Here is a 15,904-nt window from a genome sequence, read left to right on the forward strand (position 1 = left end):
GATTATCCCCGCGCCGCGGCATCGATGACCTGGCCGTCGTGCTCCGCGACGGGCAGCACCTTTGGCTGCCTGCCAGTGCTCAACAGGCTGTAGACCGTCGGCAGGATGAACAGCGTGAACAAGGTGCCGATCAACATGCCGACGACAATCACAAGGCCCAAGCCGAAGCGGCTGTTGGCACCCGCGCCGGTGGCGAAGATCAACGGTGCGAGCCCCACCACCATGGCCGCAGTGGTCATCAGGATTGGGCGCAGGCGCACCTCGGCCGCATGCCGGATCGCCTCCAGCTTGCCCATGCCGTGCTGCATCTGCAGTTCGTTGGCGAACGCTACCATCAGGATGCCGTGCTTGCTGATCAGCCCTATGAGCGTGATCAGGCCGATCTGCGTGTAGATGTTCAGCGAGGTGTAGCCCAGCGCCAGCGGCAGCAGCGCCCCGCAGATCGACAATGGCACACTGATCAGGATGATGAACGGGTCGATGAAGCTTTCGTACTGGACTGCCAGCACCAGGTAGATGATGACCAGGGCGAAGGCGAAGGTCAGCACCAAGGTGTTGCCCTCCTGCACATATTGCCGGGTATCGGACTGCCAGTCGTAGGTGTAGCCAGCCGGGAACTGCCTGGCCTGCTCGCTCAGGAAGGCAACGGCGTCGCCCAGGGTCACGCCTGGCATCGGAATGGCCTGGAAGGTAGCGGCATTCTGCTGGTTGAACTGTGGACGCAGGTTCGGCTCGACTTTGACCTGGATGGTAGCCAGGGTCGACAGCGGCACCAGGTTGCCGTGCTGGTCCTTGACGTAGTAGCGATTGAGCGCCTCGGGGGTCAGGCGATCCTGGGGCACCGACTGGGGAATCACATCGTAGGAACGGCCATGGTAGGCGAACCGGTTGACGTACTTCTCGCCGATCAGGCTGTTGAGCGTCCTGCCGATGTCGCTCATGCGGATACCCATGGCATTGGCCTTGGCCCTGTCGACCTGAACCTCGACCACCGGGTTGTTGAAGTCAAGGTCGCTGTCGACCACAGCGAACAGGCCACTACTGCGAGCACTGGCCTTGAGCTTGTCCATTACGTCGAACAGTAATTGGTAGTCCTGGTCGCTGCGCACCACCATCTGTACCGGCAGGCCACCTGTGGAACCTGGCAGCGGCGGCATCTGGAAGACGAAGATGCTGGTGCCTTCGATCTGGCTCACCCGTTGCTGTAGCAGTGGCTGGATCTGATTGGCACTGCGCTCGCGTTTGTCCCAATCCACCAGGTTGATGCCGCCGACACTATTGGACAAGCCGTCGGTACCGTTGGCCACCCAGTCGCTGTAGCCTTCGGGGAATTCCTGGAACACCTCGTGGAGCTTCTGGGAAAACGCCTCGATATAATTGATGTTGGCGTGCTGCGGCGCCTTGATCGCGGTCAGCAGGATGTTCTGATCTTCCAGCGGGGCCAGTTCGCTCTGCGCCGACTTGTACAGCACTGGCAGGCTGAAGAAGATCACCAGGGCGATGGCCAGGCTGATCCAGCGCATGGACAACGACATGCCCAGCAACTTGCCATAGCGCTCGGCCAACCAACTGAAGAAAGCCTCGGCCCTGCGCGCCATATAGCCTTCGCTCGACTTGGCATCGAGCAGGCGGGTGCTCATGATCGGCGACAGCGTGAGGGCGACGATGCCTGATACCACCACCGAGCCGGCCAGGGTCAGCGCGAACTCCTTGAACAGCGTCCCGGTCAGCCCCCCCATCAGACCGATAGGCGCATACACCGCCGCCAAGGTGAAGGTCATCGCCACCACCGGGCCGGCCACCTCACGGGCGCCGAGCAAGGCCGCCTCGAACGGTGTCTTGCCTTCTTCAATGTGACGGTGGACGTTCTCCACCACCACGATGGCGTCATCCACCACCAGGCCGATCGCCAACACCATCGCCAGCAAGGTCAGCAGGTTCAGGCTGAAACCGAACATCTGCATCAGCACCGCGGCACCCAGCATCGACAGTGGAATAGTCACCAGGGGAATCAGCACGGTGCGGAAGGTGCCCAGGCACAGGTAGATGACCAGGACCACGATCACCAGCGCCTCGACCAGGGTATGGGTCACCTCATCGATGGACGACTGGATGAAATGCGCCACCTCGAACGGAATCTGCACCTTGACGCCTGGCGGCAGGGTCTTCTCGATTTCGGGGATCAGTGCCTTGACCGCGTTGACGATGGTCAGTGGGTTGCCGGTGGGGGCCGCGTCGAGGCCCAGGAACATCGCCGGGACTGCGCTCATCGCACCGCTGGTGTCGAACGACGCGGCGTTCAGCTCCACGGTACCGACGTCGCGCACCCGGATGATGTTGCCGTTGTCGTTGCGCAGGACCATGTCCTTGAAGTCGTCGACGCTGCTCAGGTCGGTGTTGACCCGCAGGTTGCTGACCACATACAGGCCCTTGACCTGACCGGGCGCGGCCTGGAAGTTGTTTTCCTTGATCGCATCCGCCACGTCCTGGCCTGTGATGCCATAACCGGCCAGCAGGTCCGGGTCGAGCCACAGGCGCATGGACAGGGTCTGCCCGCCCAGCACGTTGATCTTGGCGACACCATCGATCCCCGAGAACATCGGCTCGACCACCCGCGAGATGTAGTCGGCCACTTCGGGCATCGACAGCTGCTCGCTGGAAAACGCCACGTAGGCGACACTGGTGAAGCCGCCCGAGGTGCGCTCGATCACCGGGTCATAAGCTTCTTCGGGCAACTTGTAACGGATCTGGTTGACCTTGGCCATCACCTCAGTCAGAGCATTGATCGAGTTGCTGTTGAGCTGCATGCGCACGGTCACCAGGCTCTTTCCCTGGGTAGAGGTGGACGACAGGTAGTCGATGCCCTCGACCGAGGCCACGGCCTGGCTGATCGGTTGCGTCACGAAGCCTTGCATCAGCTCCGACGAGGCGCCGGGGTACTGGGTAGTGATAGTGATGGTAGAGGTTTCCAGCATCGGGTACTGACGCACCGGAAGCTTGCTGAAAGCCATGATCCCGAACAGCAGGATCAACGTGCTGACCACCAGCGCCAGCACCGGGCGGCGCAGGAAAATATCAGTGAAATGCATGATCGCTCCTCAGCGCTGGACGTTCAGTCGCACCGTGTCGGTCACGGGCTCAATGGCAACGCCGTCCTGCAGTTTGATCTGCCCGGACGTCACCACCTCTTCACCGGCCTGCAACCCCTTGAGCACCACCGCCAAGCCATCGCGACGCTCGCCGATGCTGATGTTCTTGCGCCGCACCTTCTTCTGGCCATTGTCCTCGTAGGTGACGAAGACGCTCTCGCCATAGGCGTTGTAGGTGATCGCGGTTTCCGGCACGACCAGCTCGTCCTTGCCCGGCAGTTGCACCTTCACCTTGGCGTACATGCCCGGACGCAGCTTGTCCTGATGGTCCTTGAGCAGCGCCTGGACACGAATCACATGGGAATTGTTGACCTGCGGATCGATGGCGCTGACCACGCCTTCGAACGTCATGCCGCCCCAGGCATCGACCGCCACTTCCACGGCCTGCCCCTTGACGATGCTGGCACTGTCACGCTCGGACACGGTGAAGTTGACCCGCAGCCCGTTGAGGTCGGTGAGCGTGGCCAACGGTCGGCCAGCCTGGACGTAGTCGCCCAGGTGAACCTGGCGGATGCCCAGCTCGCCGGAGAATGGTGCCCGGATGGTCTTCTGCGCGATCTGCGCCTGGATGTTCTCCAGGTTGCCCTTGGCCGCATCGAACTGTGCCCGTGCGCTGTCCAGCGCCCGCTGGCTCTCGGCACCATTGCGCGCCAGCGCCTGCAGCCGTGCGTAATGGGTCTTGGCGGCCTCGAACTCGCCACGCAGGCGGGTGAGCTCACCCTCCTCCGGCGAAGTGTTGAGCCTCACCACCACATTGCCCGCCTTGACCCGGTCGCCCGAGTCGAAGGCCAGCGCCACCACCTGCCCACTGACCTCGGCCGACAGCAGCACCTGCTGGCGAGCCTCGATCTGGCCGATGGCGACCTGGTAATAGGTGTACGGCACTTGCCTGACCAGAGCCAGTGCCGCGGGTACCAGTGCAGGGGCGGGCGCCGGTTCCTCTCCGTGAGCCATGTAACGCAGCGTCAAGCCGCCCAGCACAGCAAGCGTGACCACCGACGCCGTTACCTTCCCTAGATAGTGTTTCGCCCGCATGACTTACTCCCTGTCGCCTCTGGTGGCGACCGCCTGGAAATTCAACATTTGAAAAACTCCAACCTGCATCTGCACTGGCCCGACCGTGTTGACGGCATGCTCGCTGAGCATCGACCCGGCTAGCCCGACCCGCACGTTCAGGCCATCGCCATCGGCCTGCTGGACGTAGGTGTTGGTGATGCGGCACTCGCTGCGCGGCATGAAAAACATCCGTACCTGAGGCCACGAGACCGAGGTATCCAGCGCGGCCAGGCGCTGTACGATCTGCGAAATGACGCGGATATCCCGTTGCTGGCCACCAAAGTCCTTGCTCACGCACAGACGGGAAAAGCCCAGCTTGCACAGCTCGGCAATGACTTTGGGATGGGCTTCACCTTGTTCTTCGGCGTAATCGCGATACTGCCGAATCAGCGGCCGAACCGCCTCGATACGCGCTACCCATTCCTCGGCCTCAGCAGGCAGGTCACGCCACTGCATCACTGTCCTCATGTTCAGCTCCCTGCTGGGGTGAGATGAATCCCGGAGGTCCGTATCGACATCGAACGATACGACTGTACGCACATTAACGTACTATTTCAATGTAGTCGTACAATCTTTCTGTAATAAGCCGCATGTATGGCCTTCAGCGCTCGTCGAAAGGGATCCCGCCCCTGGCCTTGTCGCCAGGCTGCGCCTTGACGATCTGCACCATGTGCTCGCGGGCAGTTTCGAATCTGCTGGCAACGTAGTCAGTGACCGAACGCAGCAATTTATTCTTCTGCTGCTGGGAACGGGCAGCGGCTGCATAGGCGATGACTTCTGGCATGAAGGATCTCCTTGTCTGCTTACCCATGCTCTGGCGGGAGGAAAACATCGACCGGCATGGCTCGATCCGCACCCCAGAGATCGCCGAACAGGCGGCGCGCTACGGGGACGGTTTCTTTGCCAGCCATATCCTCTGGCCCAAGAGTCACTTCCAGCGCCTGGTCACCTTCTATCGCTCTCGCTACGCCTACTACGGCCATGGCACCCCTCAGGAGGCCATCGTCGGCCTTGGCGGGCACATCTACGTCAACCGCCAGTCGCAAGTTGCCCGCGAGCGTTTCCGCCCGTTCTTCGACAACGCGCCGGTGTACGGCCACGGCCCTTCGCTGGAAGAGTTCATGCGCGATACCCCTTTGTCAGTCGGCAGCCCTCAGGAAATCATCGACAAGACACTGACCTTCCGCGAGCAGTTCGGCGATTACCAGCGCCAGCTGTTCCTCTTCGACCATGCCGGTATCCCACTGCCTGAGGTACTGGAAATGCTCGAGCTATTCGGTAGCGAGGAGGCCGGCTTGCCGCTATGGATCAAAGGCCCGTTTCACCGGCTGAACGCCTGGTTGCAAGGCACACAGCCTCGGCATTTCAAGACTGGGTGAGTGCGTACCTACAGGCTTAAGCCCAACCTTGAGCACATGCTGGCATGTTGTGGCCCCAACACACCAAGTGCCACTAGGGCCTGGGCCTGACTTGAGGGCAAGTGTAGAGCGGGGCCTCTAGCGCGTTATCGTTTTCGGAAAAACTAGCAGACTCGTCATCAAATTTGAGTGATCGTTAGCGTTTTCGCGCCCAACAAATTACTGTTTTCACGTACCACCTTCTTCTGGCTATCATTTTCCAGCTCCCATTAAGGGATTCGACACTGCAGGTGGGTTTCAAGCCACTCGCCGGTCTTCGTCGCGCAAGCGACCATGCGCGAGCACATCGTGCACTACATTGCGCCGAAATTTGAGGTGCTGCCGCAACTGCTCGAAGGCCTGAAAGCGTTCGAGCTGGCAACGCGGGGCGCCGAGCCGCTGGCTCGAGCAGCGGCTATCGCTTTCGCTTTTGCATACATCCACCCCATGCGGGACGGCAATGGCCGGATCCACCGTTTCCTGATCAATGACACCCTGATCCGCGATAACATGGTGCCGGATGGCGTGATTCTGCCAGTGTCGGCCACCATCACGAGCTCGATCGATTTCCGGACACGCTACGACCGTACGCTGGAGGTGTTTTCGCGGCCACTCATGCAACGATACGCAGCATCCTATCGATTTGACCGAACGCGTTCTTTACGCGGCACAGGTCTTTGCGCATACGGTCCGTACCGAAATGGCAGACGAGGCCCGTGTGCTGGTTATTTTCCAGCGTGCTCAGGAACGGCTCAAAGAGGTGCTGGAAATGCCGGATCAGGATGCGAGCCGGATCATTCGTTCTCTCAAGGAGAACGGCTGGCAGGTATCTGGCAAGCTGAAAAAAGCGTATCCGCAACTGGACGACGCTCACCGGGCAGAACGTGTTGTGGAAGCCGTGCGCTCAGCATTCGAAGAACCGGACTCGGTTAAGGACCCGGACAGTCTTTGAGATCGGTTTCTAAATCAGCGGTACGCGTTCGTGTACCGCAAGCTGAGCACTGCCCTCCCCACTCAGAACTGTACCTTCAGCCCTGCATAGAACGTCCGCCCTGGAGCAGGTTCGTAGTAACGACCAGCATTGTCATTGATCCGCAAGTTGTCGTAGTAACGCCGGTCCGTGAGGTTATCCAGCCCCACATAAGGCTCCAGATTTTTCGCCTTGCCCTTGAGTGACATACCGGCACGCAGGTTAACCACCGCATAGCCACCCACCCGTGCGGTGTTGGCGCTGTCCGCGTACTGGCGGTCGTAGACCGAGGTGTTGATGCGTGCATACCAGTTGTCCCGGCTATAGCTCAGCTCACCAAACAGGCTCGTCACGGGGATGCCCGGCAGGCGCTTGCCATCGTAATTCTCGAAACTGCGGTAGCTGTAGTCATTGAGGCTGTAGGCGGTGGTCAGTTGCCAGTGCTCGTCGGGCTGCCAGCGCGCGCTCAGTTCCAGGCCGTCGCGGCGGGTGGAGCCGGCATTGCGGTAGAAGGTACGGCCATCGACATAAGGCACCAGCTCATCGCGCGTGTCGATGCGGTAGACCACCGCTTCGTAACGCCAGTGCGCGGTTTCGCCCTTCAGGCCGATTTCCTGGTTGAGGGCGTGGGCCGGCTCCAGGCTACTGTTGAAACCGCCTCCCGCGGGGTTCGCCAGTTCGCTGACCGTCGGGGTTTCGAAGGAGGTCGCAACGCGCGTGTAAAGGGTGTGGTGCTCGTCCAGGCGGTAGCTGAGGCCAGCGCTGTAGTTAAGGTCGCGCAAGACCCGATCACCGGAGTCATCGCGGCCATCACTGAGGAAGTGATCGTCGATGCTCAGACGCACTTCGTCATGGCGCAGGCCGAGGCTGAGCATCCAGTTTTCGCCTAGCGCAGTCTGGTTTTCAATGAACAGTCCAAGGCTCTGGGCCTCTTCACGCTGACGTTGGGTCAAAGCACCTTTTTCGCCTCCGATGAGGTTGTTGTTGCGATCACGGTCGTCGCGCAGCGATTCCAGGTCCGCACCGAACGTCAGCGTGTGGCTCAGGCCGAACCAGTCTGCGACATGGCTGTAGTGCGCGCCGACACCATCGAACAGTCGCTCGTAGCTCGTCTGCCCGTTGGCCGCCAACGGTAGGTGGTTGGTGAAGTCGCGCTGACCAACGTAGCTGCGTACCTGATACGTATCCTCGCCCACCGACTGGCCGTCCCAAACCAGTGACAGACGCTGCTGGGTGATGCGCTCGTCAGCGTCGAAGCTCAGGCTTTGCGGACGCGCCTGATGACGATCAGTACGAACCTGATCGAGCGTCAGACCACCGGGGTCTTCGGATCGATTGTCGAGGGCGTGCAAGCTCAGCGCCAAACGGCCGGTCTCACCCCACCAGCGCAGTTTGCCAGTGAGATTGTTGGCTTCGCTGGTAGCGTGATCACGATAGCCATCCACCTGGGTCGAGCTGACCGCCACCAAGGTGCCGAAGTTGCCTTCGGTGCCGCTGGCTTCGACGCTCCGCCAGCGATAGCCGGAGCTGCCAAAACCGAAGTTGCCGGATACGCTCGGATGGTCGCCCGGCTCGCGGGTGTTGATCACCAGTACGCCACCGGCGCCGTTGCCATAGAGCACCGCGGCCGGGCCGCGGATGACTTCCATACGCTCCACCAGGCCGATATCGACACCGTCGAGTTCAGTCTGGCCGTCGGGCATGGTCAGGGGAACGCCGTCCACCAGCACGCGGATGCCGCGCACGCCGAAACTGGAGCGCGAGCCGAAACCGCGGATCGCCGGCCGCAGGCCCTGGGCGGCGTTGTAGCGGCTCTGCACGACGACACCGGGCACGCTGGAAAGCATATTGCCGAGAGTCAACGCCTGCTCGCCACGGCTGTCAGCGGCATCTACGACGCTGGCCGACAGCGCGGTCTGCGCCCACTGGTCACCGGTGCGGGTAGCCGTGACGACTACCGGTTTGACTTCGACGGATGAGTCCGCCAGAGCGCCGGTGGTGGTCAGTAAAAGTGCGCCGAATGCATTACGGCGATGTGCGGCACGGTGCCGCTGGTTATTTTTCATGGGTTGTTCCACTTGGCAGCGCTGGACATTTTCCAACGTACCGGGGCGCCCTCTCTTGGGTTGGACGCTGTTTAAGGCAGACCATGCGCAAGCTCACAGGCACATGGCTATTAAGCAGGACTTAGAAGCGCAGGGTACGAAGGTTGGTCACTCGAAAGCAGGAAGTTGGGGCCGCCGTGCGGCCCGTTACCCCAGCGAGTCGGATCAATAGAAATACGCCAACCGAAACTGCAGCGAATTATCGATCTTCACCCCCTCACGCACCGAGGTGTCGTGCATCACCTGCCCCATCAACTGCAATTGCTTGTTGACCATGGTCGCCATGGTGAAACCGACAGTGCCATTGTTGTGGCTGGTGGCCAGGGTCTCGCCGTCGAGGGTTTCCCGTGCGCCCCAGTTGTGCCTGTAGCTGATGGCGGCATAGGTGTCAGGCGTGAAGTTGTAGCGCAGGTGATTGTGCAGCTGCAGCAGCGTGTCCTTTTTCGCGTCGGTAGAACGCTGATCGTCATAGAACTCAGCTTCGGCGATCACATCCCAACTGATTTTGTCAGTCAGGCCCTTGATGTAGCCCACCTGGAAGTCCACGGCCCAGCGGTTGTTGCTGAGGGCAAAACCTTCGTTCTTGTCACTGCCGGTAGGCGCCGTGAAGAACACCGACCAGCCAAGGTGCTCGTTGTGTTCCAGATCGCCGATGGTCCACAAGGTGCCGCCGAAGGTGATGTCGCCCAGCCCTGACGTCTTGCTATGGCTGGCGCCGATATCCTGCTGGCCGAAGGGGATAACGATCTGTGGGTCCCAGGTATACCCGGTGCCGAAAAAGTCGGTGAAGTGGATCAGACGCAGAACGCCGACGGTCATGTCCAGGTCGAGGTCGTCGGCGACCTTCTTGCCGCCGGAGTAGACCTTGTCGCCGCGCGGGTTCTGCTGGTAAAGCACGACCACGTCGGTGCCCTTGGGCAGCGCCGTATAGTCACCCGGATCGGGCTTTACGTCGGCCAGCGCGGACAGGGAAATACCAAACACAGCCAGGCCGGTCGCCAGGGTCGAGGGACTGATGATCTTCATGGTGAACTCTCGTTGTTGTTTTTGTTGGCGTGAAGCGCCCCGGGCAGCCCCTTTTCAGGGGCCACCAAGGCTTTGGTTGGGTCGGCGGTGAGACTTAGTGCGCGGCAGTGGCCTTCAGGTCGGCCTGGAGGTCATGGGTGCGCTTGATCAGGTACTGACGGATCAGCTCCATGTCCTCGCGCTTGAGGATGTCGGAGAAGTTCGGCATGCCGCGATAGATCAGCGCGCCGCTGACGAACGCCGGGAAAGCCGCATGTTTGTCCTTGGTCAGGTAGCGCAGGTCCGGGACCACACCACCGCTGATGGCGTTGAGGCCATGGCAGCCGGCGCACAGGCCGTTGAACATACCGCGGGCCTGGACCAATTGCTCCGGCGTGGCGGTCAGTTTCAGGTCGACGTTGGGGAACACAGGTGCCTGACGCGGCGGCGGCAGTTCACCCTTGGCGCCCAGCTTGAAGGCGATGATCCGCGACTCTGGCTGCACCTTGCCCTTGTTAGTCAGCGGCCCAGTCAGCAACGGCAAAATACCGCCCCAGCCCACGGAGAACGCCACGTACTGGTCGTTGCCAACGGTGTAGGTAATGGGGCCAGCCATCACGCCGGAGTTGGCGCGGTGCTCCCAGAGTTTCTCGCCCTTGTCGGCGCTGTAAGCCACAACCCTTCCATCGGCGGTGCCTTGGAACACCAGGTTGCCGCCGGTGCTCAGGGTGCCGCCGTTGCCTGCACTGATGTACGCCTGCTTCCAGGCCGGCGCCTGCTTGACCGGGTCCCACGCGATCAACTCGCCGGTCCAGGCGTCGCGGATCTGGTTGAGGATCTTCGGGTCTTCCGGCAGGTCGGGCACGTCCAGACCGAAGTTCACTACCGACTTGTTCGGGACGAACACCGGCTCCTTGGCCGCCTTCAGCTCGGCCAGGGTGTGCTGGGCCGGAATGTACACGTAACCGGTGTTGGGGTTGTAGGACATTGGGTGCCAGTTGTGTCCACCGAGGAAGCTCGGTTGTACGACTTTCGGCTCCTTGGAGTAGTCCGCGGCGCCGGTCAGCACCGGACGACCCGTCTTCAGGTCAATCTCACTGGCCCAGTTCACCGGCACGTAGTTCTTCGCCGAGATCAGCTTGCCGTTGGTGCGGTCTAGCACATAGAAGAAGCCGTTCTTCGGCGCCTGCATCAACACCTTACGCACCTGGCCGTCAACCTTGATGTCGGCGAGAATCATGTGCTGGGTTGCGGTGTAGTCCCAACGGTCCTGCGGCGTGACCTGATAGTGCCAGACGTACTCGCCGGTGTCCGGGCGCAGGGCCAGGATCGACGAGACGAACAGGTTGTCGCCCTTGCCCTCGCTGCGGAACTGGTAATTCCACGGCGAGCCGTTGCCGGTGCCAATGTACAGAAGGTCCAGCTCCGGATCATAGGCCATGGAGTCCCAAGCCGTGCCGCCGCCGCCCCACTTTACCCAACTGTCGCCGGTCCAGGTTTTGAGGGCCATGGCCATCGCCGGGTTTTCCGGCGGCAGCTTCGGATCGCCCGGTACGGTGTAGAAGCGCCAGGCTTCCTTGCCAGTCTCGGCGTCGTAGGCGGTGACATATCCCCGCACGCCAAACTCGGCACCGCCGTTGCCAATCAACACCTTGCCTTTGACGATGCGCGGGGCGCCGGTGATGGAGTAGCTCTTGGAGCGATCGAGAATGGTGTCCACCGACCAGACTTCCTGACCCGTAGCCGCGTCGAGGGCGATCAGACGGCCGTCGAAGCTGCCGACGTAGACTTTACCGTTCCACACCGCGACACCGCGGTTGACCGGGCCGCAGCAGCCCTGGCTGAGGTTGGCTGGCGGCACTTTCGGATCGTACTTCCACAGAAGCTCACCGGTGGCCGCATTCATCGCATAGACGATGCTGAAGGCACCGGTGGTATACATCACCCCGTCAACCACCAAGGGCGTCGCTTCAGTACCGCTGTCGATATCCAGGCGAGTGGTCCAGGCCACGCCGAGCTGGCTGACGTTCTTGTCATTGACACCACTGAGCGGACTGTAGCGCTGTTCATCATAGGTACGACCGTGGCTCATCCAGTTGCCGGGTTCGAGATTGGCGTTGACAAGGCGTTTCGTATCGACCTGGGCAGGATGCGTGCTTTCCACAGCCGAGGCATGCAGGGAGGAAAGCAGCAATGGGAGACCCGCCAGCAGAAAGAGGGTTTTCATGTGTTTCTGACTCCAACGACACATTTATTGTTTTTATGAATCCACAGGGCAGACCGCCCCCGCGGGTCACGCAATAGCAGGGCTTGCGCTACGTAGAGGTATTAGAAGTTTTGAGGGAGGGCTGCGCTTGACTGTGGCCGCCAATTCAGTTGGCATTTTCTGCCAGTACCGACTGGGCTTACTTCTGGAACGCATGCGCCCGGTAATCACGGGGCGAGACTTCGAACTGACGCTTGAACGCCCGGCTGAAATGGGCAACATCGACAAAGCCCCACTTGAAGGCAATCTGGGTGATTGATTGACTGCGCAATGGCGGGCTGCACAGGTCATGGGCCACTTTACTCAGGCGGGTTCGGAGTATGTAGCGCGACACGCTTTCACCGTGCTCTTCAAACAGGCGATAAAGGCTGCGCACAGACGTGTGCAACTGATCGGCGAGATAGGCCGGGCCCAGATCTACATCATGCAAAGACTCATCCACCAGGCGCAGCGCAGTCAAATACAGATTACTGCTTTCCAGCGGATGCTCCTGCCTTTGCGCCTGGCCGGACATCGCCGGCAGCACCAGGCTGACCAGCGCACTCTGGATCGCCTGTCCATCGTCACCACTGGCGGCACCGTCGCCAAGCATGCCGATCGACTGCACCAGCGAACGCACCATGCGACTGGAAACGTTATTGCGCGACAGTTTGCCGAACAGGTTATCGCCCTTGAATTTGCAGGTGACGATGTCCCGTGGCAGATGCACAGAGACGTTCTCCACCAACCCCAGCGGCTCGATTTCGAACAACCTCGCCGAGTCCACAAGTGCAATGTCCTCCGGCCCCAACTCCACCTCCATCCCGGCCTGACGGATCCGCTGGCGGCCGCTGCGCTGATAGATGAGGAAGCAGTGACTGTCATCACTGTCGATACCGATACGCTCACGACTGATCAAACTGGCATTAGTACGGATATGCGCCGTATCCAGCGCCCCAATCGCCTGGCTGTGGATTTCTCCGATGAAATGCCGGGTAAGGCTAGAAGGCAGCGTGCTGAAATTGCCGCAGATGCTGCGTAGGGACTGGCACCAGCGTTCGAATCCGATCTGCTCGCTTGATGACAGGAACATGGCGCCTCCAGGATTTATTTTTATTAACATATTATCTAAATTGCTGGAGGGCAAGGTCTGGGGTGGTCGAATGGGTGCTTCGCACCCATGCTGAATGCTGCTCACGAGCCTGGAAGGCTCGCCTCAGAAAGAGACACGCAAGATTCGTGAGCACGTGGTGCTGGCGACCAAGTTCGGCTTTGACATCGACCTTTCTGGCAAATGACAACGTGTCGCAGCCACCCTCATTTTTTGATATCGTCACAAGACTAACTATTTAGTTCATAATTTTCGGGCTTTCATCGAACACATCGCCTTGAGCGGTTGTGTCAGCGGCGATGCGCAGGCGTTGGGACTCCCCAGCGACCGGCGCCCTGAAAACCAGGCCAAGCACTCTGGCCTCCACTACTCTAAAACTACTCCCACAAACGCTCATGCGTCAGAAGGATCATGCAACATGACTACGTCTCGACCTCCGGCATCCGCCGGTCGCTGGCTCATAGGGTTCGGCGCCTTTGGTGTGCTGGTATTCGGGTTACTCTTCGCAGCAGGTGGTGGATACCTCGCTACGCTTGGCGGCAGTTGGTACTTTCTGCTCGCTGGTCTCGGTTTGATCGTGTCCTCCATTCTGCTCTTCAAACAGCGCCTGTCGGGCGTCTGGCTGTTCGCGGCGGTGATGGTAATCACCGTGGTCTGGGCACTCGCCGATGCCGGTCTGAATTTCTGGCCACTGGTCTCTCGTTTGTTCGCTCTGGGCGTGCTGAGCCTGCTGGTGGCGTTGGTCTACCCTACCCTGCGCAAGGCCAATGGCCTGGCCAGCGGCAGCGCTAGCTACGCCCCGAGCGGTGTTCTGGCGATCGCCTTGCTAGCCGGTTTCGCTGGCATGTTCGTCCCACACGCGCCTGTGGCGCCAACCGGTGACGGCCCTGGGCTGACCAAGGTCGACCCTGCCAAGGCCCAGAAAAACTGGGAACACTACGGTAACGACGAAGGGGGTGGCCGCTTCGCCGCGCTGGACCAGATCAACCGTGACAACGTTTCGAAGCTGGCGCCGGCCTGGACCTACCACACTGGAGACATGGCCATCAGTGATGGCAATGGCGCCGAAGACCAGATGACGCCGTTGCAGGTTGGCGACAAGGTGTTCATCTGCACCCCGCACAACAACGTCATTGCACTGGATGCCGACACCGGCAAACAACTGTGGAAAAACGAGATCAACGCCAAATCTGCTGTTTGGCAGCGCTGCCGCGGTCTCGCCTACTTCGATGCTACCGCTGCGGTCGCCCAGCCCACCGATGGCAGCACGCCGGTCAAGCCTGTATCGGTGCCGGCCGGTGCCGCTTGCCAACGCCGCCTGCTGACCAACACCATCGATGCGCGCCTGATCGCCGTGGACGCCGACACCGGCGAGTACTGCCAAGGCTTCGGCAAGAATGGCCAGGTTGACCTGAAAGTTGGTCTGGGCAATGTGCCTGACGCCTATTACCAGTTGTCCTCGGCGCCGCTGATGGCCGGGACCACGGTGGTAGTGGGCGGCCGTGTGGCCGACAACGTCCAGACCGACATGCCAGGCGGCGTGATCCGTGGCTTCGACGTGATCACCGGCGAAATGCGCTGGGCGTTCGACCCGGGCAACCCGCAAGACAAGCGAGCGCCGGCTGCCGGTAGCACCTACGTGCGCAGTACGCCTAACAGCTGGGCCCCGATGTCCTATGACCCGGCGATGAACACCGTCTTCCTGCCGATGGGCAGCTCCTCCACCGACATCTACGGTGTGGAGCGTACCGAGCTGAACCACAAGTACGGTGCTTCCGTTCTGGCGCTGAACGCGACCACTGGCGAAGAGAAGTGGGTCTACCAGACCGTCCACAATGACCTGTGGGACTTCGACCTGCCGATGCAGCCAAGCCTGATCGATTTCACCAAGGCTGACGGCAGTAAGGTCCCCGCCGTTGTGATCGGTACCAAAGCCGGCCAGATCTATGTACTGGACCGCCACACTGGCCAGCCGTTAACCAAGGTTGAAGAAGTTCCGGTCAAGGCGGCCAACATCCCGAACGAGCCTTACTCGCTGACCCAGCCGAAATCGGTAGGGATGCCGCAGATCGGCGCCCAGCACCTTTCGGAGTCGGACATGTGGGGAGCCACTCCATTTGACCAACTGCTGTGCCGTATCTCGTTCAAGAAAATGCGTTACGAGGGGCTGTACACCGCGCCTGGCACCGATGTGTCGCTGAGCTTCCCGGGCTCGCTGGGCGGGATGAACTGGGGCAGTATTTCGACCGATCCGGTACACGGTTTCATCTTCGTCAACGACATGCGTCTGGGCCTGTGGATACAGATGATTCCACAACAGAAAGATGCCAAGGCCTCTTCCGGTGGTGAAGCCTTGAACACCGGCATGGGCGCGGTACCGCTCAAAGGCACGCCGTATGCGGTGAACAAGAACCGCTTCCTGTCGGTTGCCGGCATCCCTTGCCAGGCACCCCCCTTTGGGACCTTGACCGCCATCGACATGAAGAGCCAGAAAATCGCCTGGCAAGTACCGGTTGGCACCGTCCAGGACACAGGCCCATTGGGTATCAAGATGCACCTGCCTCTGCCGATCGGCATGCCGACGCTAGGTGGTACGCTGTCCACCCAGGGCGGACTGGTGTTCATTGCCGGCACTCAGGATTACTACCTGCGCGCCTTCAACTCGGCCACCGGTGAAGAAGCCTGGAAAGCCCGCCTGCCTGTAGGCAGTCAGGGTGGCCCAATGACCTACGTGTCGCCGAAGACGGGCAAGCAGTACATCGTCATCACCGCGGGTGGTGCGCGTCAGTCACCTGATCGCGGCGATTATGTGATGGCTTACGCGCTGCCTGACAGCAAGTAAACCTGTAACACGTGAAACCCGCTG

At 60.7% G+C, this 15,904-nt stretch carries 10 protein-coding genes and 1 pseudogene; 3 read left to right on the forward strand and 8 right to left on the reverse strand.

Annotated elements, in window-relative coordinates; all coding sequences use genetic code 11:
• Positions 1 to 2: 2 nt before the first annotated feature.
• From UIA24_RS08995 to UIA24_RS09010, 4 genes are all read right to left on the reverse strand, one after another.
• Positions 3 to 3,089 carry a MexW/MexI family multidrug efflux RND transporter permease subunit gene (locus tag UIA24_RS08995; protein WP_330522691.1) on the reverse strand — a complete coding sequence of 1,029 codons (3,087 nt, stop codon included), beginning with the start codon at positions 3,087 to 3,089 and terminating at the stop codon, positions 3 to 5.
• A gap of 9 nt (positions 3,090 to 3,098) precedes the next feature.
• Positions 3,099 to 4,184, reverse strand: a complete 1,086-nt coding sequence (locus UIA24_RS09000; RefSeq protein WP_330522692.1) for an efflux RND transporter periplasmic adaptor subunit — start codon at positions 4,182 to 4,184, stop codon at positions 3,099 to 3,101.
• Positions 4,185 to 4,187: 3 nt separating this feature from the next.
• Entirely contained in the window at positions 4,188 to 4,673 is a 486-nt protein-coding gene (locus tag UIA24_RS09005) for an acyl-CoA dehydrogenase family protein (RefSeq protein ID WP_330522693.1), read from the reverse strand.
• 133 nt (positions 4,674 to 4,806) lie between these two features.
• Positions 4,807 to 4,989, reverse strand: coding sequence for a 4-oxalocrotonate tautomerase (locus UIA24_RS09010; RefSeq protein ID WP_099774546.1), 183 nt, complete (start codon positions 4,987 to 4,989; stop codon positions 4,807 to 4,809).
• Here UIA24_RS09010 and UIA24_RS09015 point away from each other — a divergent pair.
• Positions 4,988 to 5,584 carry an LLM class flavin-dependent oxidoreductase gene (locus tag UIA24_RS09015; protein WP_256588040.1) on the forward strand — a complete coding sequence of 199 codons (597 nt, stop codon included), beginning with the start codon at positions 4,988 to 4,990 and terminating at the stop codon, positions 5,582 to 5,584. The genes UIA24_RS09010 and UIA24_RS09015 overlap by 2 nt on opposite strands.
• 285 nt (positions 5,585 to 5,869) lie before the next feature.
• Positions 5,870 to 6,554, forward strand: a pseudogene (locus UIA24_RS09020) (Fic family protein); the annotation flags it as partial.
• A gap of 62 nt (positions 6,555 to 6,616) precedes the next feature.
• Here UIA24_RS09020 and UIA24_RS09025 read toward each other — a convergent pair.
• From UIA24_RS09025 to feaR, 4 genes are all read right to left on the reverse strand, one after another.
• Positions 6,617 to 8,638: a TonB-dependent receptor family protein gene (locus tag UIA24_RS09025; RefSeq protein WP_330522694.1), complete on the reverse strand. Its 2,022-nt coding sequence runs from the start codon at positions 8,636 to 8,638 to the stop codon at positions 6,617 to 6,619.
• 204 nt (positions 8,639 to 8,842) lie between these two features.
• A complete protein-coding gene (locus UIA24_RS09030) occupies positions 8,843 to 9,703 on the reverse strand; it encodes a transporter (protein WP_065758969.1) in 861 nt (286 codons plus the stop codon).
• A gap of 94 nt (positions 9,704 to 9,797) precedes the next feature.
• A complete protein-coding gene (locus UIA24_RS09035; protein WP_330522695.1) occupies positions 9,798 to 11,909 on the reverse strand; it encodes a PQQ-dependent dehydrogenase, methanol/ethanol family in 2,112 nt (703 codons plus the stop codon).
• Positions 11,910 to 12,087: 178 nt separating this feature from the next.
• The gene (feaR, locus tag UIA24_RS09040; RefSeq protein ID WP_330522696.1) at positions 12,088 to 13,020 is read right to left on the reverse strand and encodes a transcriptional regulator FeaR; all 933 of its coding nucleotides are present in this window, start codon (positions 13,018 to 13,020) and stop codon (positions 12,088 to 12,090) included.
• A 436-nt stretch (positions 13,021 to 13,456) separates the two neighbouring features.
• Between feaR and UIA24_RS09045 the strand changes: the two genes are divergently transcribed.
• Entirely contained in the window at positions 13,457 to 15,880 is a 2,424-nt protein-coding gene (locus UIA24_RS09045; protein ID WP_330522697.1) for a glucose/quinate/shikimate family membrane-bound PQQ-dependent dehydrogenase, read from the forward strand.
• The last annotated feature ends 24 nt before the right edge of the window (positions 15,881 to 15,904 follow it).

Origin of the sequence: Pseudomonas sp. AL 58 (genome assembly GCF_036348395.1) — a bacterium.
Lineage (GTDB): Bacteria > Pseudomonadota > Gammaproteobacteria > Pseudomonadales > Pseudomonadaceae > Aquipseudomonas > Aquipseudomonas defluvii.

What these genes read in the sequence shown, in the direction of transcription:
- UIA24_RS09010 (WP_099774546.1), bottom strand. Translation starts at nt 4,989, where the DNA reads ATGCCAGAAGTCATCGCCTATGCAGCCGCTGCCCGTTCCCAGCAGCAG.
- UIA24_RS09045 (WP_330522697.1), top strand. Translation starts at nt 13,457, where the DNA reads ATGACTACGTCTCGACCTCCGGCATCCGCCGGTCGCTGGCTCATAGGG.
- UIA24_RS08995 (WP_330522691.1), bottom strand. Translation starts at nt 3,089, where the DNA reads ATGCATTTCACTGATATTTTCCTGCGCCGCCCGGTGCTGGCGCTGGTG.
- UIA24_RS09025 (WP_330522694.1), bottom strand. Translation starts at nt 8,638, where the DNA reads ATGAAAAATAACCAGCGGCACCGTGCCGCACATCGCCGTAATGCATTC.
- UIA24_RS09035 (WP_330522695.1), bottom strand. Translation starts at nt 11,909, where the DNA reads ATGAAAACCCTCTTTCTGCTGGCGGGTCTCCCATTGCTGCTTTCCTCC.
- UIA24_RS09030 (WP_065758969.1), bottom strand. Translation starts at nt 9,703, where the DNA reads ATGAAGATCATCAGTCCCTCGACCCTGGCGACCGGCCTGGCTGTGTTT.
- feaR (WP_330522696.1), bottom strand. Translation starts at nt 13,020, where the DNA reads ATGTTCCTGTCATCAAGCGAGCAGATCGGATTCGAACGCTGGTGCCAG.
- UIA24_RS09000 (WP_330522692.1), bottom strand. Translation starts at nt 4,184, where the DNA reads ATGCGGGCGAAACACTATCTAGGGAAGGTAACGGCGTCGGTGGTCACG.
- UIA24_RS09005 (WP_330522693.1), bottom strand. Translation starts at nt 4,673, where the DNA reads ATGAGGACAGTGATGCAGTGGCGTGACCTGCCTGCTGAGGCCGAGGAA.
- UIA24_RS09015 (WP_256588040.1), top strand. Translation starts at nt 4,988, where the DNA reads ATGAAGGATCTCCTTGTCTGCTTACCCATGCTCTGGCGGGAGGAAAAC.